This is a genomic window from Sphingopyxis sp. Root154 (assembly GCF_001427105.1).
Taxonomy (GTDB): domain Bacteria; phylum Pseudomonadota; class Alphaproteobacteria; order Sphingomonadales; family Sphingomonadaceae; genus Sphingopyxis.
Genome location: NZ_LMGI01000004.1, coordinates 93,839 through 113,443 on the forward strand (window position 1 = coordinate 93,839; position 19,605 = coordinate 113,443).

21 protein-coding genes and 1 riboswitch are annotated in these 19,605 nt (G+C 63.8%); of the genes, 8 read left to right on the forward strand and 13 right to left on the reverse strand.

Annotation, left to right across the window (positions count from 1 at the left end):
- Positions 1-71 precede the first annotated feature (71 nt).
- From ASD73_RS20130 to ASD73_RS20155, 6 genes are all read right to left on the reverse strand, one after another.
- On the reverse strand, positions 72-518 hold the full coding sequence (locus tag ASD73_RS20130; protein WP_056368234.1) for a glycine zipper 2TM domain-containing protein: 447 nt from the start codon (positions 516-518) through the stop codon (positions 72-74).
- Between the two features lie 103 nt (positions 519-621).
- Positions 622-1,062, reverse strand: coding sequence for an NIPSNAP family protein (locus ASD73_RS20135; protein ID WP_056367652.1), 441 nt, complete (start codon positions 1,060-1,062; stop codon positions 622-624).
- A 36-nt stretch (positions 1,063-1,098) separates the two neighbouring features.
- The gene (gene arr / locus ASD73_RS20140) at positions 1,099-1,518 is read right to left on the reverse strand and encodes an NAD(+)--rifampin ADP-ribosyltransferase (protein ID WP_056367653.1); all 420 of its coding nucleotides are present in this window, start codon (positions 1,516-1,518) and stop codon (positions 1,099-1,101) included.
- Between the two features lie 4 nt (positions 1,519-1,522).
- Positions 1,523-2,062: a hypothetical protein gene (locus ASD73_RS20145; RefSeq protein WP_056367654.1), complete on the reverse strand. Its 540-nt coding sequence runs from the start codon at positions 2,060-2,062 to the stop codon at positions 1,523-1,525.
- A 79-nt stretch (positions 2,063-2,141) separates the two neighbouring features.
- Entirely contained in the window at positions 2,142-2,450 is a 309-nt protein-coding gene (locus ASD73_RS20150; protein WP_056368236.1) for a hypothetical protein, read from the reverse strand.
- 389 nt (positions 2,451-2,839) lie between these two features.
- Positions 2,840-3,352, reverse strand: a complete 513-nt coding sequence (locus ASD73_RS20155; protein ID WP_082521734.1) for a 2'-5' RNA ligase family protein — start codon at positions 3,350-3,352, stop codon at positions 2,840-2,842.
- Positions 3,353-3,503: 151 nt separating this feature from the next.
- Here ASD73_RS20155 and ASD73_RS22520 point away from each other — a divergent pair, with 151 nt between their 5' ends.
- On the forward strand, positions 3,504-5,186 hold the full coding sequence (locus tag ASD73_RS22520; RefSeq protein ID WP_082521735.1) for an AAA family ATPase: 1,683 nt from the start codon (positions 3,504-3,506) through the stop codon (positions 5,184-5,186).
- A gap of 46 nt (positions 5,187-5,232) precedes the next feature.
- On the opposite strand, the gene ASD73_RS20165 is transcribed toward ASD73_RS22520, so the two are convergent.
- Both ASD73_RS20165 and thiC read right to left on the reverse strand, forming a co-directional pair.
- A complete protein-coding gene (locus ASD73_RS20165) occupies positions 5,233-5,712 on the reverse strand; it encodes a DUF2199 domain-containing protein (protein ID WP_056367660.1) in 480 nt (159 codons plus the stop codon).
- An 82-nt stretch (positions 5,713-5,794) separates the two neighbouring features.
- The gene (gene thiC, locus ASD73_RS20170) at positions 5,795-7,687 is read right to left on the reverse strand and encodes a phosphomethylpyrimidine synthase ThiC (RefSeq protein WP_056367661.1); all 1,893 of its coding nucleotides are present in this window, start codon (positions 7,685-7,687) and stop codon (positions 5,795-5,797) included.
- A gap of 44 nt (positions 7,688-7,731) precedes the next feature.
- Positions 7,732-7,843, reverse strand: a riboswitch (TPP riboswitch).
- Positions 7,844-7,921: 78 nt separating this feature from the next.
- Here thiC and ASD73_RS20175 point away from each other — a divergent pair.
- From ASD73_RS20175 to ASD73_RS20185, 3 genes are read left to right on the forward strand one after another with little or no spacing between them, the layout of a single operon-like run.
- Entirely contained in the window at positions 7,922-8,362 is a 441-nt protein-coding gene (locus ASD73_RS20175) for a DUF6265 family protein (RefSeq protein WP_056367663.1), read from the forward strand.
- Positions 8,362-9,096 carry a helix-turn-helix transcriptional regulator gene (locus tag ASD73_RS20180; RefSeq protein WP_056367665.1) on the forward strand — a complete coding sequence of 245 codons (735 nt, stop codon included), beginning with the start codon at positions 8,362-8,364 and terminating at the stop codon, positions 9,094-9,096. The genes ASD73_RS20175 and ASD73_RS20180 overlap by 1 nt, the downstream gene beginning before the upstream one ends.
- A gap of 46 nt (positions 9,097-9,142) precedes the next feature.
- Positions 9,143-9,547 carry a GFA family protein gene (locus ASD73_RS20185; RefSeq protein ID WP_056367667.1) on the forward strand — a complete coding sequence of 135 codons (405 nt, stop codon included), beginning with the start codon at positions 9,143-9,145 and terminating at the stop codon, positions 9,545-9,547.
- A gap of 7 nt (positions 9,548-9,554) precedes the next feature.
- Here ASD73_RS20185 and ASD73_RS20190 read toward each other — a convergent pair whose 3' ends face one another.
- From ASD73_RS20190 to ASD73_RS20200, 3 genes are all read right to left on the reverse strand, one after another.
- Entirely contained in the window at positions 9,555-10,013 is a 459-nt protein-coding gene (locus ASD73_RS20190; protein ID WP_056367671.1) for a DMT family transporter, read from the reverse strand.
- Positions 10,014-10,104: 91 nt separating this feature from the next.
- Positions 10,105-10,707 carry a glutathione S-transferase family protein gene (locus ASD73_RS20195; protein WP_056367673.1) on the reverse strand — a complete coding sequence of 201 codons (603 nt, stop codon included), beginning with the start codon at positions 10,705-10,707 and terminating at the stop codon, positions 10,105-10,107.
- The gene (locus ASD73_RS20200) at positions 10,704-11,336 is read right to left on the reverse strand and encodes a pyridoxamine 5'-phosphate oxidase family protein (protein ID WP_056367676.1); all 633 of its coding nucleotides are present in this window, start codon (positions 11,334-11,336) and stop codon (positions 10,704-10,706) included. Before ASD73_RS20200 ends, ASD73_RS20195 begins: the two co-directional genes overlap by 4 nt.
- Positions 11,337-11,429: 93 nt before the next feature.
- Between ASD73_RS20200 and ASD73_RS20205 the strand changes: the two genes are divergently transcribed.
- Positions 11,430-12,320: a LysR family transcriptional regulator gene (locus ASD73_RS20205; RefSeq protein ID WP_056367678.1), complete on the forward strand. Its 891-nt coding sequence runs from the start codon at positions 11,430-11,432 to the stop codon at positions 12,318-12,320.
- 178 nt (positions 12,321-12,498) lie between these two features.
- On the opposite strand, the gene ASD73_RS20210 is transcribed toward ASD73_RS20205, so the two are convergent.
- Entirely contained in the window at positions 12,499-12,969 is a 471-nt protein-coding gene (locus tag ASD73_RS20210) for a YybH family protein (RefSeq protein WP_156377485.1), read from the reverse strand.
- A 13-nt stretch (positions 12,970-12,982) separates the two neighbouring features.
- The gene (locus ASD73_RS20215) at positions 12,983-14,422 is read right to left on the reverse strand and encodes an amidohydrolase family protein (RefSeq protein WP_235534624.1); all 1,440 of its coding nucleotides are present in this window, start codon (positions 14,420-14,422) and stop codon (positions 12,983-12,985) included.
- A 134-nt stretch (positions 14,423-14,556) separates the two neighbouring features.
- Between ASD73_RS20215 and ASD73_RS20220 the strand changes: the two genes are divergently transcribed.
- The 3 genes from ASD73_RS20220 to ASD73_RS20230 all read left to right on the forward strand — a co-directional run bounded on the left by ASD73_RS20220 (position 14,557) and on the right by ASD73_RS20230 (position 19,588).
- Complete coding sequence (locus ASD73_RS20220; protein WP_156407296.1) at positions 14,557-14,835, forward strand: hypothetical protein; 279 nt, start codon at positions 14,557-14,559, stop codon at positions 14,833-14,835.
- Positions 14,836-14,937: 102 nt separating this feature from the next.
- Positions 14,938-17,868: a TonB-dependent receptor domain-containing protein gene (locus ASD73_RS20225; RefSeq protein ID WP_056367684.1), complete on the forward strand. Its 2,931-nt coding sequence runs from the start codon at positions 14,938-14,940 to the stop codon at positions 17,866-17,868.
- Positions 17,869-17,941: 73 nt separating this feature from the next.
- A complete protein-coding gene (locus ASD73_RS20230) occupies positions 17,942-19,588 on the forward strand; it encodes an amidohydrolase family protein (protein WP_056368242.1) in 1,647 nt (548 codons plus the stop codon).
- Positions 19,589-19,605 lie beyond the last annotated feature (17 nt).

Consider the following 19,605-nt stretch of genomic DNA (forward strand, 5'->3'; position numbering starts at 1 on the left):
ATTTGGAAATGGGACTCTCAGCCTAGCGCGCCTGCTGCGCCTGTCACCCTCCTTCGCGTCAGCCGTCGCGGTTAGCGGCAGCGCACATTGTCGCGGTCGATCGCGGTGCCGACCGCCGCGCCGCCGATCGCGCCTAGCACGGTGCCGAGCGTTTCGGAGCGGCCCGACGCAATAACGTTGCCCAGCACGCCGCCGGCGATGCCGCCGACGATCAGTCCGGTCGAACCGTCGTTGCGGCGGCAATAATATTTGTCGTCGCGGCCGCGATAGACGCGGTCGTTGTTCGACAAGCGGCGCTCGCGGTAGCGGCGGTCGTTGCGGTAATAGTTGTCGGCATAATAGCCGCCATGGCGCGGGTCGGGGCGGTCGTAGTCATAGCGGCCGTACTCGTCGTAATAGGCGCGGTCGTAATAGCCATAACCGCCGTCATCATAATTCGAGGCGTAACCGTCGCCGGTGGTGGCACAGCCCGCCAGCGCGGTCGCGGCGGCGAGGGGCAGGATCATCAGCTTGTTCATCGACATCACTCCATCAGGATTGCGTGCCGGGCCAAGCGGGCGGGGCATGCTTTGCCCCTCTGATGCATAGACCCCCCAAAGCGGGTCCGGGTTCCCTGCCGCGCTAGTCCGCCGCACCCGCACGGTCGGGGGACCAGGCGAGGGGTTCGAGCGTGCGGTCCGCAATCGCGTCGACAAAGCGGCCGTGGCGCGCGCCCGTCTCCTTCTTGATCGCGATCCATTCGGGGTCAGCCATGAAGGCGTCCCACGCGGCTTTCATCGCCGCGGCGTCGGGCCAGTCGAGCAGATAGACGAATTCGACCTTGTCCTGATGCTCGCTGCGCCAGATCGAGCGGACCGCGAAGCCGTGGCGTGCCATGATGCGCAGCGCATGGTCACGGAAACGGTCGTGGAACGCGCCCTCGTTGGCGTGCGGGATTTCGTAGATGCGGAGTTGTTGCAGCGGGGCGCGTGCGGGGACGGGTGCGGCGGTGGTGGCCGAGGCCGCGGTCGGTGCGAAGGCGAGAAGCGCCGCGATAGCGAGGATTCGAATGGGGGAGGGCATGATCGGCTTCCTTGATGGAGCGCAGCGAAGGTCGGGTCAGTCGATGATCGGCGCGCCTTCGGCCTGCAACCGCGCGAGATTGTCCTTCATCGCCTGCAGGATTTCGGGCGGATGCGATTCCCACTCGGTCACCTCGCCGACGATGCGCAGCGGCGCGCGGCTGCGATAGCTGCGCGTCGGGTTGCCGGGGAATTTCTTGTCGGTGAGGTTGGGGTCGTCGAACCAGTCGCCGGTGGGTTCGACGATATAGATGCGCTCGCGGCCGGTTCCGGCGGCGAGTTCGCAGCCCCAGATCGCCGACTCCAATGCGGCGGAGAAATAGATCCACGACATCGGTGCGGCCTGGTAATTGCTGCTCCAGCCCGCCGCGAGCAGGTCTCCGATGGACAGGTCGGCGCGGGTGCCGTGATAGAAGGTCGCGCCCATATCGGGGCCGGTGGGTGCGGTGTCGGTCATCGGGTCAATACTCGTTCCGTGTCGTGCGCAGCGTTGCCTTGCCGTTCTTCCAATTGACCTCGGCGGCGGGCTCGTCGGCCTTGCCGGGCGCGAACAGTTCATAGACGATCGTCCCGTCGTCCTGCGTGCTTTCGATGACGCGCGCCGGGGTGAAGGCGTCGGCCGCGGCGCCGGCGGTGGTCCGCACCGGGGCGGGCGCGTCGGCCCAGGCGATGTCGCGCTGCATCTCGACGACGCGGTATTTGCCCGCTTCCTCGATCAGGTCGAGCTCGACCGGGCTGCCGTCGGGGCGCGTTCCCTCGACGTCGTAGAAGAGCTTGCCGTCGCGCGCCTTACGCTCGGCCTCGGCGATTTTCATCCCGGGCACCTTGGCGAGCACCGCGTCGCGCACGCCCTGCGGCAAGTCGGCTTCGGCGACCGCGCGGATGTCGGCCGCGGGCCCGTCGGCGAGCACCGATTTTTCGGGCGCCGCCGGGGCTTCCGCCTTGCCGCACCCCGCAATCGACAGCACCGCGCCCGCCGTCAGCCAGATCCGTCCACGCATCCTTGCTCTCCTGTGTATCGGTAACCGATGTCAGCCTATCGGCGACGAACGCGCGAGTCGACCCGGTGCAGCGTGAAGCTCATTCGATATCGTCGGAGGGGTCGAGCCGCACCACCCAGACCGGACGCCCGTCGGGCGACAGCGCGATGTCGTGGCTGGGGACCATGTCGGCCCCCGTCTCGATCCAGCCGCGCCCGTCGCACTTGGGGCAGGGCACGCGGATCGAGCGGTGGCTGACGAGGTCGATCTGGCTGTTCCATTGACCATGTCCCGTGCAGACCGGGCAAATCGCGTCGAGGTCGCCGGTGCGGTGGCGCCGCGAAATGCCGTCGAGTGCATGCGGGTCGCCGGGACCGGTGCAATGGACGATGTTCGAGGGGTGGGACATGGCGGTGCCTTCGAGGGGGCGGGCCTTTTGATCGTTGCCCGCCAAAGTTCAGGAAAGTTCAGCCCAATGGCGATGCGGTGATGGCGGTATCAGGCGGGATGACAGGAGCGGCGGCGGAGACGGAGCGGAAGCCGGAGGCGATGCTGCCACAGCGGCCGATAGAGTGGAGCAGATGTGCAGATTGTAGGAAAGGGGTTTCTGGCCCGGGCGGTGCAAAATAGGATTGGCGGGGCGCGGACACATTAGACTGCCCCATCCCTTTCGTCACCCCGGACTTGATCCGGGGTCCAGCTTCTGGCCGTTGTTGAGCGGGACCCCGGATCAAGTCCGGGGTGACGAGACACGAAATGACTCCTTGCACCCCTGCACTGCCATGGCGGGATGCGCACTCAGGCGGCCTCCCCCCGGAGCGGCCAGCGGCCGTGTTCGACATGGGTGGTCTTGCCGACGATGCTTTCCATCAGGATGATCTCGTCGACCGTCCAGCCGATCGGGGGCATCTTTTGTGCGTTCTGCCGGTCGCCGCGGTAGTTGATCGTGATGTGCGGTTCGGGGGTGGTGCCGTCCATGATCGGCGCCTTTTCGCGCAGCAGATGGTTCACCAGCGCCTTCTGGAACGCCCGCGCCTCGGCCAGCGGCTCGCGGGTGCGCAGCGTCACCGCCTTGCGGTTCTCGATCCGGTCGAAGCGGAGCGGGAAAGGTGCTGCGGCGAAGCCGTCCAGCGCGGCGATGGTCGCGGGCAGCCACTCGGGCGGCGCATAGTGCAGGTCGTAGAGCGAGATGAGCGTGACATGGAGGAGGTGCGGCCCGCGCGAAGGATCGTTGCGCGGCAGCGCGGCGATCTGCGCCTGCACCTCCGGCGGCGGCTTGGCCATGACGTAGAGGGGGTTCCGGGCGCGCATGGGTGGGAGTGTAGCATGGGGCGGCGGTGGGGACGACTGACGGCCGTTTCATGCGGGCTGGAATTGGGTGGTTTCGTAAACGGTCAACGTCACCCCAACTCTTGAAAATGCGAAAAAAAAGGATCACGCTGGATTCAAGAGGGGAAGCGGAATGAAAATCAAGAAGATAAGAATTCGCTCTTTTAAGAATATCAATGATATTTCATTAGACCTAGATGATATGAACCTTTTAGTTGGTGGAAACAACGCTGGAAAATCATCCGTCATACAAGGTATACATTTCACTATAAGCGCTCTTCGTTCTGCTAAGATGCATGGAAAAAGCGCAAATATGCCAGCTAGCACGCTGGGCGTTAATCAATTCACATTTCTTCCAACACAAGAAATAATGGAGATTCATCATAGATGGCCGATGACTCAGGACTACGGCCCTAAATTTGACTTCCAGTACCTTGATGAAGATGGAGATCTTCAAGATTTTCGTTTGTCTCTTTTTCGAGGGAAGAATGCAAATATCTCGCTAAATTTCCCGAAAAATTCCCCATTTTTTCGCGCTGCATCTGACGTTAGAACGCCGTTTTCGGTGTATGTGCCCGGCTTGGCGGGAATTCCACTGGCCGAAGAGCGTAGGGCAAATTCAATTGTACAAACTGGTATTGCGCAGGGGGATGCAAATCTTTTTCTTCGTAATGTATTGCATCGTTTAGAAAAAGAGCCGCGCCATATGGCGGCGCTATGCACTTTAATGCGCAATATATTCCCAAAATTCGCAGTAGAGACAAAATTCGACGAAAATTTAAATCAATACATTTCGTCTAAAGTGCGCCTCGGAGGCAGCTGGACGCCGCTTGAGATGGCCGGGACAGGATGCCTACAGGCTTTGCAGCTCGCCGCCTACGTGATTCTCTATGAACCAAAATTGCTGCTGCTGGACGAGCCTGATGCCCATCTCCATCCCGGCAATCAGAAGTTACTTGTAGAATTACTATTTTCGTTGTCGGACACGGCGGGGACTCAGATAATACTCGCTAGTCATTCGCGTCACGTTTTTGATTCGATACAGAATAATCCGCTCGGCTCCGTTTATTGGCTAAGTGCTGGAGATTTAGTTGAAGATTTGGACGCCGACGTTGGGCTTCTTCTAGAACTGGGAGCGCTTGATCGATTTGAGGAGCTTAAAAGCGCTGAGCCAAAGGTTTTGGTATTTGCAGAGGATGAAAAAACGAAGAAACTTGAGATACTTCTTCTGTCAAACGGATGGGATCTGGAAAAATGCAGATTCATTTCGTTCAATGGAGTTGATAACCTAGAAGCGACAAAGATCGTAGTGGAATATTTTCTCAGCATGAGTGAAGAAGCCAGAGTATTTATTTATAGAGATGGTGATGGAATGACGCCCAATGAGCGAGCTTGGGCTCTTGAAAGATATGCGAATATCCTTCCAGAAAGATCCACTATGTTTATATCTACGCTTACAGATATAGAGCATTTCTTTTGTAGCTCGGATCATGTCGCCGAAATTTGCGAGATTGACGGAGACGAGGCATTTACGATTATCGAAGAAGTGATCGATGAAAATCAGGCAAAGCTATCATCTAAAATTACGAGGAAGCGTGAAGATTTAAAGTTCAAAATTTTGAGAACTTTCGAAGGCCGAGAGAATATCGATAACGTAATTGGTGACAGGGTCAGCTTCCATTATTCTCTAGGTAAGATTATTTTGCCGAAAATTGAGAATCGCCTTCGCGAACTTGGGCATAATTTTCAGAGTTTGCTTGCTCCGAGTCCGGCGCTCAGGGTGGAGGAAATCGAAGAATTCGAAATGCCTGAATAGGCGCTGCAATTGCGGTGGCAGGTGCAACAACCCTTAATCCTTGAGGTCAGCTTACGTCTGGCGCGTGACCATATTCGGCGTAGAGTTCGAGCAGCCGCTCGGGGCTGATACCGTCCTGCTGTGCCATGGCCAGTTCGTGACCTTCGTCGTCGAGGCTGATCACCGGCCGTTGCCGCGCCAATTGCGGATGAACCCAGCAGCCCTGATTGATCGTCTCGGTAAAACCCTTGAGGCTGTTCGCGAACCATCCCCACCACGGCCCCATATCGCTGTATTTTCCGTCGTCGAAGCCGTCGACATAGCGTTCGAAATTCTCGCGCGAGAGGGTGGACCAGACGCCGTAGCCGAATTTTTCGGGCATGCCGTGGACGGGGATGTCGAAGACGCATCGGACGAAGAAATGCTCGCCGCCTATCACGCAGAAATCTTCAGACAGGAAATCGCCGTCGAGGCGTAGCGCGCTGTTGGGATCGAGATGTTCGGCCTTGCCCCAATGATCGGGTGCTCGACATCGCAACTCGCGCATTTCCAGCGGGCCGATTGCAGAAATTCGAGAGCGGACGGCCCCCGCCGTCCGAACAGCTTTCCGAACAAGCCCCCTCCGGTCATCAGTCGTGTTCGCGCCCGCCCGCACCCATATAAAGCTCGCTCCCCGTCTCCTTGAACAGCTCGCTCATCTCGGCCATGCCCTTTTCGGCTTCCTCGGCTGCAATGAAGTTTTCGGCGGGCTGGTTCTGCTTCGCCGCGAACTCGCGCACCTCCTGGCTGATCTTCATCGAGCAGAATTTCGGGCCGCACATGCTGCAGAAATGCGCGGTCTTGGCGCCTTCCGCCGGGAGGGTCTGGTCGTGATATTGCTCGGCCGTGTCGGGGTCGAGCGACAGGTTGAACTGGTCGCGCCAGCGGAATTCGAAGCGCGCTTTCGATAGCGCGTCGTCGCGGACCTGTGCGGCGGGGTGGCCCTTGGCGAGGTCGGCGGCGTGCGCGGCGAGCTTGTAGGTGACGACGCCGACCTTCACATCGTCGCGGTCGGGCAGGCCCAGATGCTCCTTGGGCGTGACGTAGCAAAGCATCGCGGTGCCGTACCAGCCGATCTGCGCGGCGCCGATGCCGCTGGTGATATGGTCGTAGCCCGGCGCGATGTCGGTGGTGAGCGGCCCCAATGTGTAGAAGGGCGCCTCGCCGCACGCTTCGAGCTGCTTGTCCATATTTTCCTTGATCTTGTGCATCGGGACATGGCCCGGCCCCTCGATCATCACCTGCACATCCTGCGCCCAGGCGCGCTTGGTGAGCTCGCCCAGCGTATAGAGCTCGGCGAACTGCGCCTCGTCGTTCGCGTCGTAGATGCTGCCGGGGCGGAGGCCGTCGCCGAGGCTGTAGGCGACGTCATACGCCTTCATGATCTCGGTAATCTCGTCGAAGCGTTCGTAGAGGAAGCTTTCCTTGTGATGCGCGAGGCACCATTTCGCCATGATGCTGCCGCCGCGCGACACGATGCCGGTCATGCGCTTCGCCGCGAGCGGCACGTAGGGCAGGCGGACCCCGGCGTGGATGGTGAAATAGTCGACGCCCTGTTCGGCCTGTTCGATCAGCGTGTCGGCGAAGATTTCCCACGTCAGATCCTCGGCGACGCCGCCGACCTTTTCGAGCGCCTGATAGATGGGGACGGTGCCGATCGGGACGGGCGAATTGCGGATGATCCATTCGCGCGTGTCGTGGATGTTGCGACCGGTCGACAGGTCCATGACGGTGTCGGCGCCCCAGCGGATCGACCAGACCATCTTGTCGACCTCGGCGGCGACGTCGGACGCGACCGCGCTGTTGCCGATATTGGCGTTGATCTTGACGAGGAAGTTGCGGCCGATCGCCATCGGCTCGGATTCGGGGTGGTTGATGTTGCTGGGGATGATCGCGCGGCCGCGCGCGACCTCGTCGCGGACGAATTCGGGGGTGACATAATCGGGGATGCTGGCGCCGAAGCTTTCGCCGTCGCGCTTATATTCAGCGAGGCGCGCGCGGCCGAGATTTTCGCGCTCGGCGACATATTCCATCTCGGGCGTGATGATGCCGCGGCGGGCATAGTGCATCTGGCTGACGTTCTGGCCGGGCTTGGCGCGGAGGACCTGGCGGCGGACGTTGGGGAAGGCGGGGACGCCGCCGCTGCGGTCGGGGCCGAGCTGGCCGTTATCTTCGGGCTTCACCTCGCGCTGGGTGACTTCTTCGACGTCGCCGCGGCCGCGGATCCAGTCGGCGCGGATCTCGGGGAGGCCGGCGTTGATGTCGATCGTCGCGTTGGCGTCGGTATAGGGGCCGCTGGTGTCATAGACGCGCACGGGGGGCTCGCCCGAATGCGGGTCGAGGTCGATCTCGCGCATCGCGACGCGGATGCCGCTGCCGGTCTGCGTCGCGACGTGGATCTTGCGGCTGCCGCGGATCGGGCCGGTGGTGACGCCGATGGGGGTGGCGTCGCGCTTGTCGAGGCGGGAATCGATGTCGGCCATGTGCAGTCGCTCCGTTGGTTATCGGAGCGAGAATGGGATTCCGGCCTAGGAACGCCAACCCTCCCTCCGCCGGTATTAGCCGGATCAGGTTCAACGGGTCGCGGTCTATTCCGCTCTCAACCGGCCATTACAGACGCGGCTCCCCGGGGATGGGGGCGTTATAGGCGGCGGGCGATGCGCTGTCCATTGATGATGGGGATGGGGCGGTGGTAAAGAGCGGCGAGGGAGAGATTTATGCGGATCATGGCGGCGGTTCTTTCGCTCCTGCTCGTGGCGGCGAGCCCGGTGGCGACGGTCGACGATCTCGCCTGGCTTGCGGGCGATTGGGCCAGCGAGGCCGACGGACGCTGGACCGAGGAGAGCTGGTCGGCGCCGCGCGGCGGGGTGATGATCGGGTACAGCCGGTCGGGGCGCGGCGAGGCTTTGCGCGAGTTCGAGTTTCTGCGGATCGCGGTGGGGGAGGGCGGCGGACTCGCCTATCTGGCGCAGCCGCAGGGGCGGGCGCCGGTCGCCTTTCCGCTGGTGCGGCACGACAAGGCGAGCGCGACCTTCGAGAATGCCGCGCATGATTATCCGCAGCGCATCGCCTATGCCCGCACTGGCGACACGCTGACCGCGACGATTTCGGCGATCGACGGGTCGAAGCCGCGCAGCTGGACCTATCGGCGGCGCTGATGGACAAGACGGGACGGTTGTTCGCGATCATCGACAGCCTGCGCCGACGGCGGCGGCCGGTGACCGCCGAGATACTCGCCGAGGAACAGGGCGTGTCGGTGCGCACGCTGTACCGCGACGTGCAGGCGCTGGTCGCGCTTGGCGCGCCGATCGAGGGCGAGGCGGGGGTCGGCTATGTGCTGCGCGCCGGCTTCTTCCTGCCGCCGTTGATGTTCACCGCCGACGAGCTGGAAGCGCTCGTGCTCGGGGCACGCTGGGTCGAGGGGCGGCAGGACGGATCGCTGTCGCGCGCGGCGGGGCTGGCGCTCGCCAAGATCGCGGCGGCGAGCCCCGACGAACTCAAGCACCGGATCGACGAGGCCGGGCTCTGGCCGGTGAGCAGCGGGTGGCGCGAGATCAATGCGCCGTTGCTGGCGACCGTTCGCGCGGCGATGCGCACCGAAAAGACGCTGCACATCGGTTATGCCGACGCGAGCGGCGCGGCGACCGAGCGCGCGATCTGGCCCGCGGCACTCGCCTATTTCGAAGAGAAGCATATCATCGCCGCCTGGTGCCTGCTGCGCCAGGATTTCCGCAGCTTTCGCATCGACCGCGTGACATCGGCGCGGATCGGCGACGAAGGCTTTGGGCGACGCCGCGCGGTGCTGATGGCCGATTTCTGGCGCCACCGCGACTATTCCGAACAGCCTGCTGACATGATCTGTCAGGAGACCCGGCTAAACCCTGCCGGGTGAAGGGCGGCCGGCGATCGGCGTCCGCGAATGCCAAGGATTTTCAGCGATGACCCAGACCTATCACGGCTCGTGCCATTGCGGCGCGGTCAAATTCGAAGCCGACATCGACCTCGCGGCGGGGACGGGCAAATGCAATTGCTCGATCTGCACCAAGAAGCGCGGCTGGAGCGCGCAGATCAAGCCTGACGCCTTTCGCCTGCTGAGCGATCCCGCGGTGCTGTCCGACTATCAGTTCGGGTCGAACAGCGCGCACCATGTCTTTTGCAAGACGTGCGGCGTGTCGTCGTTCGGCCACGGTTATGTCGAGGAAATCGGCGGCGCCTATTATTCGGTCGCGATCGCGTGCCTCGACGATCTGGAGCCCGCCGAGATGGCGGCGCTGCCAGTTCAGTATATGGATGGCGCGGGCAACAATTGGTGGAACCCGCCTGAGGTCACGTCGCATATGTAGGCGCGGCTCAGGCGGAGCGCCGCGCGAGATATACTCCCGCGACCATCAGCGCGATCCCGGCGAGGCGCTTCGCGTCGATCGCCGAGCGCATCGCGCCGAAGAGGCCGAAATGGTCGATCGTCGCGGCGCTGATCAGCTGGCCGACGAGCACGAAGAAGATCGCGTTGCCGACCCCGAAGCGCGGCGCGATGAAGGTGACCGAGATCGCGTAAAAGGCCATGAAGGCGCCGCCGAAATAGAAATGCGCCGGAATGTCGGGCGACAGGCGCACCTGCCCGAGCGAGCCGGTAGCGATAGCGCCGGTGACCGCGATGAGCAGGCCGAGGTTGAAGAGGATCACCGATGCCGCCATCGGGCTTTCGAGCCGCGCGCCGAGGCCGCCGTTCAATGCGGCGAGGATCGGGATGCCGACCCCGGTCAGGAACATGATCGTGGCGAAGGCGGGGGCGGCATTGTTCGCGGTCATCGCTGGATCTCCTTGGCGGCCTGCGCAGCGCGATAGGCGAGGATGGGCCATCCGCCTAATCCCCAATTGGCGGTCCCTGCCGCGTCGATCGTCACGACAGTGGTTGCCAGCCCGGCATGGCGGGGAAGCCGGGCAGCGCGGCGATCCGGCGCGCCCAGGCGTCGATCGCCGGCCAGTCGACGAGGTCGATCCCGGCATCCGCCATCAGCGCCAGATACGGACTCGCCGCAAGGTCGGCGATGGTCAGCCGGCCGCCGACGAGCCAGTCGCGGCGCGCCAGATGCGCCTCGATGACGGGCAGGAAGCGCGCGGTGACCGCGGCGGCATGATCCTCGGGAATCGATATGCCGAATCTGCGCGCGAGGCGGAGCGCGGCGGGACCGTTCGCGATCTCGTTGGCGGCGTGCGAGAGCCAGAGGGCAATCTCGCCGCGCTCCCCGGGCGTCTCGCCGTCCCACACGCCCGCGCGGTAGCGCGCGGCGAGGAAAGCGAGGATCGCCTGGCTGTCGCGTAGCGTGACATCGCCGTCGACCAATAGCGGGATCTGCGTCATCGGGGTCAGCGCGCGATAGGCGTCCGACTGGCGCGCCGCGGCATCGGTCAATCGCGCGTCCCACGGCAGGCCGAGGAAGGCGAGCGCCATGCGGACCTTGTGCGTGTTGCCCGACAGAGGGGTGCCATAGAGGGTGATCATTGGGGGTCTCCGGACGATGCGGCGCGTAGGGCTGCGATTTCGGCGCGCAGCTGGTTGATCTCGGCCGCCATCGGGCGGACCGCGGCGGCAATCTCGACCTCGGTGAAGCGCGGGGTGATGTGCTGCGAGCAATTCCATTCCCAGCCGATGACATCGATGAAGAAGGCGCGTTCGGGGGTCGCGCGATACCCCTCGGGCATCAGCGCGGTGACCGCGGCGGGGTCGTCGGCGAGTTCGACGCTCACCGCATGGCCGACGAGCTTCAGCCGGTCCCTGTTCGGATAATCCATCAGAAACAGCGAGACGCGGTCGTTGCCGGCAAGGTTGGCGGTGCTGATATATTGGCGGTTGCCGCGATAGTCGGCGAAACCGATGCGATTGCCCGCGATGTGGCGGAGGAAGCCCGCGGGACCGCCGCGATGCTGCATATAGGGCCAGCCATCGGCGTTGACGCTCGCCATGTAAAAGCTGTCGCGCAGCGCGATATAATCGAGTTCCATGGCGGTCAGCGCGTCGGGGGTGCCGTCGGCGCCGGCGTCCATCTTGATATAGGCGGCGCGCGAGCCATGGCGTTCCTGCACCGCTTTCACCGCGTCGCTGAACAGCGTGTGCCGATAATTTTGCGCCATGGGCCGTTTCCTTTCGAGAGTGGTTTAGGCTGTTGCTCTTTTTGTGATAATGAGTGGAGATTGAACAAGTTAATTCCGGTAAATGGAATAATTATGGACCGCCTGCTCACGCTCGAAATGTTCGTCGCGGTCGCGACCGAGGGCGGCTTTGCCGCCGCTGCGCGCAAGCTGGGCAGCTCGCCGCCCGCGGTGACGCGCGGAATCGCGGCGCTCGAGGCGCGGCTGGGGACGAGCCTGTTTCATCGTTCGACGCGCGCGGTCGCGCTGACCGATGCGGGCGCGGCGTTTCTGGAACAGGCGCGCCGGATCCTCGCCGACCTCGCGGGCGCCGAGCGCGAAATCCGCGGTGCCGAGGCCGAACCGCGCGGGCAATTGCACCTGACCGCGCCGGTGATGTTCGGGCGGCTGCATGTGCTGCCCGTCGTGGGCGAGTTGATGGCGCAGCACCGCGAGCTGTCGGCGCGGATGATGCTGATCGACCGCAATGTGCGGATCGTCGAGGAGGGGATCGACGTCGCAGTGCGCATCGGTCCGCTCGCGGACTCCGGGCTGAAGGCGGTGCGCATCGGCCGGGTGCGCCAGATGCTCGTCGCGAGCCCCGCCTATCTGGCGCGGCGCGGCGCGCCGGAAAGGGTGGCGGAGCTGGCGGGGCATGATTTGATCGCGGCGATGGGGCCGCGCGCTGCGGGCGAATGGCAATTCGTGTCGAGACGCTGGCGCGTCGAACCGCGCCCGCGGCTGATGCTCAACACCGTCGACGGCATTTTGGCGGCGGCCGAGGCGGGGCTGGGGATCGCCAATCTCTTGAGTTACCAGCTCGCTGCGGCGATCGATGCGGGGCGGTTGATCGCGTTGCTCACCGACGAGCAGCCGCCCGCGCTGCCGGTGCACCTGCTGTTCGAACCGTCGCGCGCCGGTTTGCCCGCGGTGCGGCTGTTCCTTGCGGCGATGAAGGTACGGATGCGAATGGTGGGGCTGGTTTGAGGGTAGGGTATGGCGGTTGCGGGGTGGCGAGCGGACGTTTGAATGGCGCACGAATATCCCCTCCCGCAAGCGGGAGGCGCAGCGACGCTTGCCAGCTTGCTGGCTAGCCGCAGCGGGGTGGGCGCAATCTCACCGTTGTTGGTCCACCCCCGACCCCTCCGGCAGCGGCCGAGGCAGGCTATTTCGCGGCGGGCGCTGCCGGGTCGTATGACGAAACATGGTTCATCGCGATCACCCAGCGGCCGTCGATCTTGCGAAACAGGCGGGTGTTGATCCCTTCTTGAGACCGCTCGGGCCGCGCGAGATTATAGTGGCTGATGAGCAGCGCGGCGTCGGGCGCGAGGATGTCGATGCTGATGTCATAGAAATGGAGCGTCCCGCGCCGGTCGGGTGAGCCGCCATAGTCGCGGACATAATGGTCGAGCGTGCCCTGCCACCCGTCCTGGATCTTGCCACCCGAGACGAAGGTCACTCCGGGGTTCCAGAAGCCCGCCATATAGCCGTTAAAATCGCTGCGGTTCCACGCGGCCTCCATATCGGTCACGACCTTCAGGATCGCCGCCTTCTCCGCCGCATCGTCGGCGTGCGCCGGAGTTGTGGCGCCGAACAGCAGCAGCGCCGCCACCAGCATCCTCATCCATTTCGTCATGGGACCCCTCTCCTCAGGGCTTGCGCAGGAACAGCGGATGTTCGGGCAGGCGCGAGCGATCGACAATCTTCCCGCCCGCGATCACCGCCTCGACCTTTTCGATATTGCGAATGTCGGCGAGCGGATCGTCCGACAGCAGGACGAGGTCGGCGATCTTGCCGGGCTCGATCGTGCCGAGGTCGGCGCTCATCCGCGCGGCGGCGGCGCCATGTTTGGTTCCCGCGACGATCGCCTCCATCGGGGTCATGCCGAGTTCGACGAGTCCCTCGATCGCGCGGATCGTGCCGATCCCCGGCTCGGCCTCGTCGCCCTTGGGCACGCGGCGGAATTCGGGAGCGTCGCCATAGAAGCTGTCGGTCGCCGGGGTGACCCGGCATCCCGCCTTGATCAGCCGTTCGGCGTTGCGGCGCTGCACGTCCTGATTGTCGTCCATCATTTCGAGCCGCCGCCAGCGTTCGGCGCTGGTCGTCGGGGGCGGCATCTTCGCGATCTTCGCCTCCAGTTCTGCGCGCTTGGCGAGATGCTTTTTACGATAGTCGCCGGTGATGTAATTCGACCGGATTCCGCACAGCACATCCTTCTTCACGATCAGCGCGATGAGATCGTCGGGCAGGTCGCGGCTCGTCAGCTCGGGATGCTGGATCAGGTCGATCCCCGCTTCGACTGCGAGCGTCAGTCCTTCCGAACTGGTGGCGTGCGTCTCGACCGGCTTGCCGCGCTTGTGGGCTTCCTCGACGATCACGGCCTGCTGGCGCGGCGAAAAGCCGATCAGCGCGGGGCGGAGGAAATGGCTGGTGCCGCCATATTTGATGAAGTCGACTCCCTTGTCGAGATAGTGGTTCATCGCGACGCGCAGCTCGTCGGGCGTCATGTCCATGATCTCTTCGCCCATGTCCTGTGCGAGCAGGTCGTTCCATTTTTCCTGGAACAGCGACAGGTCCGAATCCTTGGTGAGCGAGAAGGTCAGCGAGAAGGGCCCGCCCCAGCCGAGAATGTTGCCCGCCGCCTTAAGCCTCGCGCCGACGACTTCGCCACGGTCGATGCGGTCGCGCACCGTCAGGATCGGCGGCAGTACGCCATAGCTGTCACGCATCGTCGTTACGCCATAGGTCAGCGCGCGCTGCGCGAATTCGAGCGCGAGTTCCTCGCCGCGGTCGGCATATTTCAGCGACGTGTCGCGTCGCGCCGGCTGGCCATAGACCGAGACATGGACATTGCTGTCGATGAAGCCGGGCAGCAGATAGCGACCGCGGCCGTCGATGACTTGCGCCCCCGCCGCATCGGCACCGCCCTTGGCGATCGAAACGATCCGGCCCTTTTCGACGACGACGGTCATGCCCGGCTTCGGCGGAGCGCCCGTACCGTCGATCAGCGTGACGCCGGTGATGGCGATCCGCCCCCCGGCAGGGGACTCCGCACGAGTCGACTGTGGGCCGAAAAGCGCGGAAATCATCAGAAACATGCCAGCAAAAGCGGTTCTAAGACAGTTTGTTGCGGTCAAGCGACCCTCCCCGGAAACATGTGGCATTGACTCTTCGAAGATTGAGTATATCGTATTTCGTATACAGTAATAGCAAAAAAGGGGTCTTGATGCTGTACCGCGAGGAATTGGCGACGCGTGGCAACGCCGTTTTTTCGCGGATGGCCGCGCGCGCGCCAAAGCTGTCATATCAGACTCAAATGCCCGGAGCCCGCAAGGGCATTCCGACGATCACCGATCACCGCCCCGCGCGCGATGAAGGGATGTGTTTCCCCTTCGATCCCGCTGCCGGCGAGGGCGCCCAAAGCTCCGACATGTTCACCGTTCAGCCAGCCGGGTCGCGGCGCGAAAAATCGCGCCCGTCCCGGGCAAAAAATGGGGGCTGAGCGGCGTCCGGGGAAGTGTGCAGGAGAACGACGTCGCCCGCCGGTCGGGGGGCACAAGCGAAATCAACGACAGGCCAAAGGCCGTACACAGGGAGCGTCCATATGTCTTACGATCAAACCAATCCGCAGGTCCGTTTTCGCCGCATACTTCTTGCCACCAGCCTGTTGTCCACCATCCTGCTGCCCGGCGTCGCGTCCGCGCAGGATGTCGCGGTCGACGAAGCCGCCGCTGAAGCGCCGACCGACATCATCGTGACGGGGTCGCGCCTGCAGCGCACCGACCTGACCGCGCCGAGCCCGATCACGGTCGTCGGACAGGAAGACGTCCAGCTGTCGGGCAACCTCACGCTCGAAAAGACGATGAACGAATTCCCGCAGCTCGCCTCGGGCAACACCTCGACCGTCAACAATGGCGGCGGCGCGGGCGTGCTGGCGGCGAATCTGCGCGGTCTGGGCGAAACGCGGACGCTGACTTTGGTCAACGGGCGCCGCTTCATCCCGGCCAACGCAAACGGCTCGGTCGACTTGACCAGCATCCCCGACGCCCTGATCAAGCGCGTCGAGGTGATCACCGGCGGCGCGTCGGCCGTCTATGGTTCGGACGCGATCGCGGGCGCGGTCAACTTCATCCTCGACGATAATTTCGAGGGCCTTGAGATGTCCGCGCAGGCCGGCATTTCGGACCGCGGCGATGCCGCATCGAAGAAGATCGATATCACTTTCGGCGCCGACATCGGCGGCGGGCGCGGCAATGTCGCGATCTCGGGCGCCTGGGCCCGGCAGGATTCGATCACGCAGGCCGACCGTCCGTTCGGCGTGCTGCCGCTCGCCGAAGTCGGCGGCGCGCTGGTCTATTCGGGATCGGGCAACATCCCAGGCACGCGCGTGCCGCTCAGCCTGGCGCAGCGCAACGCTCTCGTCGGCGTCAACCTGACGCCGAGCGGCCCCTGCACCTCGATCACCGGCATCCGTTTCGGCGAGGGCGGCACGCCCATGCCCTATTGCCAGCCCGAGGACACCTACAACTACGCGCCGTTCAACCTGCTCCAGCGCCCGCTCGAACGCATCAACTTCTCGGCGCTCGCGCATTATGACGTGACCGACCACATCACCGCCTATGCCGAAGCCTTCTTCGTCAACGCGAAGAATAATTCGAAGCTGGCGCCCGACAGCTTCACGCCGGTGACGCCGGGTGCTGCTTCGCAAACGTTGCTCGTTCCCAACTATGCGACCAGCGCCAGCCTCTCGCCGACGGTACGGGACTTTTTCATCAACAACGCCCGAACCTTCGATCCCGATGGCGACGGCACCGCGGCGGTAGTCGGCGGCGGCCGCCGCGCCGACGAGCTTGGCACGCGCGACAGCTTCTTCGAACGGCAATCCTATGCGGTCACCACCGGCCTGCGCGGCGATTTCGACATCGGCAAGCAGAACTGGCGCTGGGATGCCTTTTATCAATATCTGCGCAACCGCACCGACACGCGTGCGGAAGGCGTGATCAACCAGACGCGGCTCAGCCTCGGACTCGATTCGATCGTCAACGGAGCGGGCCAGGTCGTTTGCCGGTCGGGAGTCCCGGGCTGCGTCCCCGTCTCGATCTTCGGCCTCGGTTCGATCACCCCCCAAGCCGGTGCCTATCTGACGCCGACGCGTGCCAGCAACGACATCTTCGAACGCCAGGTCGCCGGCGCCTCGCTGAGCGGCACGTTGTTCGACCTGCCCGCCGGCCCGGTGGCGGTCGCGGTGGGCGTCGAATATCGCAAGGACAGCTATCAGTCGACGCCGAGCGCGATGGACCTCAACAAGGAATATGGTGCCGCGTCGAACAACGCGCTGTCGGGTTCGTTCGACGTCAAGGAAATCTTCGGCGAAATCCGCATCCCGATCCTGTCGGACACGCCCTTCTTCGACACGCTCGCGATCGAAGGGGCCGCGCGCTATTCGGACTATTCGACCGTCGGCGGCGTCTTTACTTGGAAAGCGGGCGGCGAATGGGCGCCGGTCAGCTGGGTCCGCATTCGCGGTGCGTATAACAGCGCGATCCGCGCACCGAACATCAGCGAGCTGTTTTCGGCGACGGGTCAGGGCTTCACCGGGGGCACCGATCCGTGCGCGCGTCCGAACCTGACCGGCACCGATCCCCGCAGCCAGCAGTTGCGCGATTTCTGCGTCGCGCAGGGCGTCCCTTCGGGGGATATCACCAACTTCACCCAGGCGACGCTCGGCGTCACGCAGGAATCGGGCGGCAATCCCAATCTGACCGAAGAGAAATCGAAGACCTATACGATCGGCGCGGTGATCTCGCCGCCGTTCATCCCGCGCCTCAACATTACCGTCGATTATTTCAACGTCGAGGTGAAGGGCGCGATCACGACGATCAACGCGCAGCAGACGATGAACGACTGCTACACCAACCTCGACGCCAACAGCCCGACCTGCCTGGCCATCTCTCGCCTGCCGAGCGGCCAGATCGACCATGTCAGCACCGCCCAGAATAATATCGGGGCGCTCAAGGTCCGCGGCCTCGACGTCCAGGGCGACTATACCATTCCGCTTCCGGCGGCGCTCGGCGACGATGCCAGCCTGCGCCTGACCGGCGTTGCGAGCTGGCTGTTCGAGCGCTCGACGCAAGTGCTCAGCGCCAACGCGCCGCAGGATTGCGCCGGCTTCTATGGCGCGGGTTGTTCGACCGGCACCGGCGGGTTCATCGTTCCGGACTTCAAGCTGAATCTCGGCGCCGCCTATACCAGCGGTCCGCTCAGCATCCGCGGCCAGGCCCGCATGATCGGCGGCCTCAAGCCCTACAAGACCGTGACCACGATCGTGAAGTCGGCTCCGGCCACCTGGTATTTCGATCTGACGAGCACGTTCGAGATCAACGACAACTTCACCTTCTTCGCCGGCGTCGACAATCTGCTCGACAAGATGCCGCCGATCCTCGGCACCACTTTCGTCGGCGACGCCAATGTCGACGTGTCGCTCTACGACACGCTCGGCAGGCGCTATTTCGCCGGTGTCCGGATGAAGTTCTAAAAACTTGCTCCCGGCCGGCGGCGCGTCACTGCTCCGCCGGCCTTTCTTTTTCCGCTATGGAAGGCCCTATTTCATGACCTTCAAACCGCGTCGTATCGCCGCCCTGATGGCGGCCGCTTCTTTATTCGCCGCCCTCCCCGTCACCACCGCAGCGGCGCCCGCGTCGGCCGGACAGACGGCGGCCGACGTCATCCCCGCGCGCACCGAAGGAATCGGTCCGTTCAAGCGCGTCGTGCTGCGCAACGTCACCATGATCGACGGCACCGGCGCGCCCGCGCAGGGGCCGTTCGATATCGTGATCGAGAACGACCGCATCGCGCAGATCAAGTCGATCGGCTCCCCCGGCGCGATCGATCCCACCGAGCGCGCCGCGCCCGGCGACCAGGAGATGGACCTTACCGGCTATTATGTGATGCCGGGCTTCGTCGACGCGCACGTCCACCTTCATTCGCTCAGCGATTCGCAGAAGGTGCCGTCGGACTACATCCTCAAGCTGTGGATGGCCCACGGCATCACCTCGGTCCGCGACCTTGGCAGCGGTCACCCGATCGAATGGCTGGTCGACATCAAGAAGCGCAGCGAGCGCAACGAGATCGTCGCCCCGCGGATCGACATCTATCCGATGTTCCACCAGATTCGCGGGCCGGTGAACGACGCGGCGACAGCGCGCGCAGTTATCCAGGAGGCGAAGAAGCGCGGCGCCGACGGCATCAAGTTCATCGGCGGGGCGCCCGAGGATGTGCTCTTCGCCGCGATCGATGAGACGAAGAAGCTCGGGCTGCACAGCACGATGCACCATGCGCAGCAGCTCGTCGCCTATGCCGATGTGGTGGACACGTCGGGCGCCGGTCTTGAAAGCATGGAGCATTGGTACGGGCTGCCCGAGGCGATGTTCACCGACAAGCGCGTCCAGTCCTTCCCAACCGACTTCATCAACAACGACGAGCAGATGCGCTTCGGCGAAGCCGGGAAGCTGTGGGCGCAAACCGCCGAGCCCGGGTCGGACGCGTGGAACAAGGTGATGGACACCTTGCTCGAGCGCAAGTTCGTGCTCGACCCGACCTTCACCGCTTACCTGACCAGCCGCGACTTCATGCGCATGAGCCGCGCGAGCTGGCACGACGAATATACGATGCCCGCGCTGTGGGACTATTACCGCCCGAGCCGCGTCAACCACGGCGCCTACTGGTTCGACTGGACCACCGAGCATGAGATGGCGTGGAAGGACAATTACCGGCGCTGGATGCGCTTCGTGAACGATTACAAGAATCGCGGCGGCCGGGTGACGATCGGCAGCGACGCCGGCTATATCTATAACCTCTATGGCTTCGGCTATATCCAGGAGATGGAGCTGATGCGCGAGGCGGGCTTCAGCTCGCTCGAGGTGATCCACGCCGCGACGCAGGAAGGCGCCCGGCTGCTCGGCCATGACGACCAGGTCGGGACAATCCGCGTCGGCCGCAAGGCCGACCTCGTCGTCGTGAAGGGCAATCCGCTCGCCAACCTCAAGCTGCTGTTCGGCACCGGATCGGTGCGGCTGAACGATGCGACGGGCAAGGTCGAGCGCGTCGGCGGCATCGCCTACACGATCAAGGACGGCATCATCTACGACGCGGCGAAGCTGCGCGCCGAAATTCGCGACATGGTGGCGAAATCGAAGGCCGAGCGCGGCTTGCCGCCGGGGCCGATGGTGATCGAAAATGCAGGGACCGCGAACTGATCCGGACGGACAAAGGG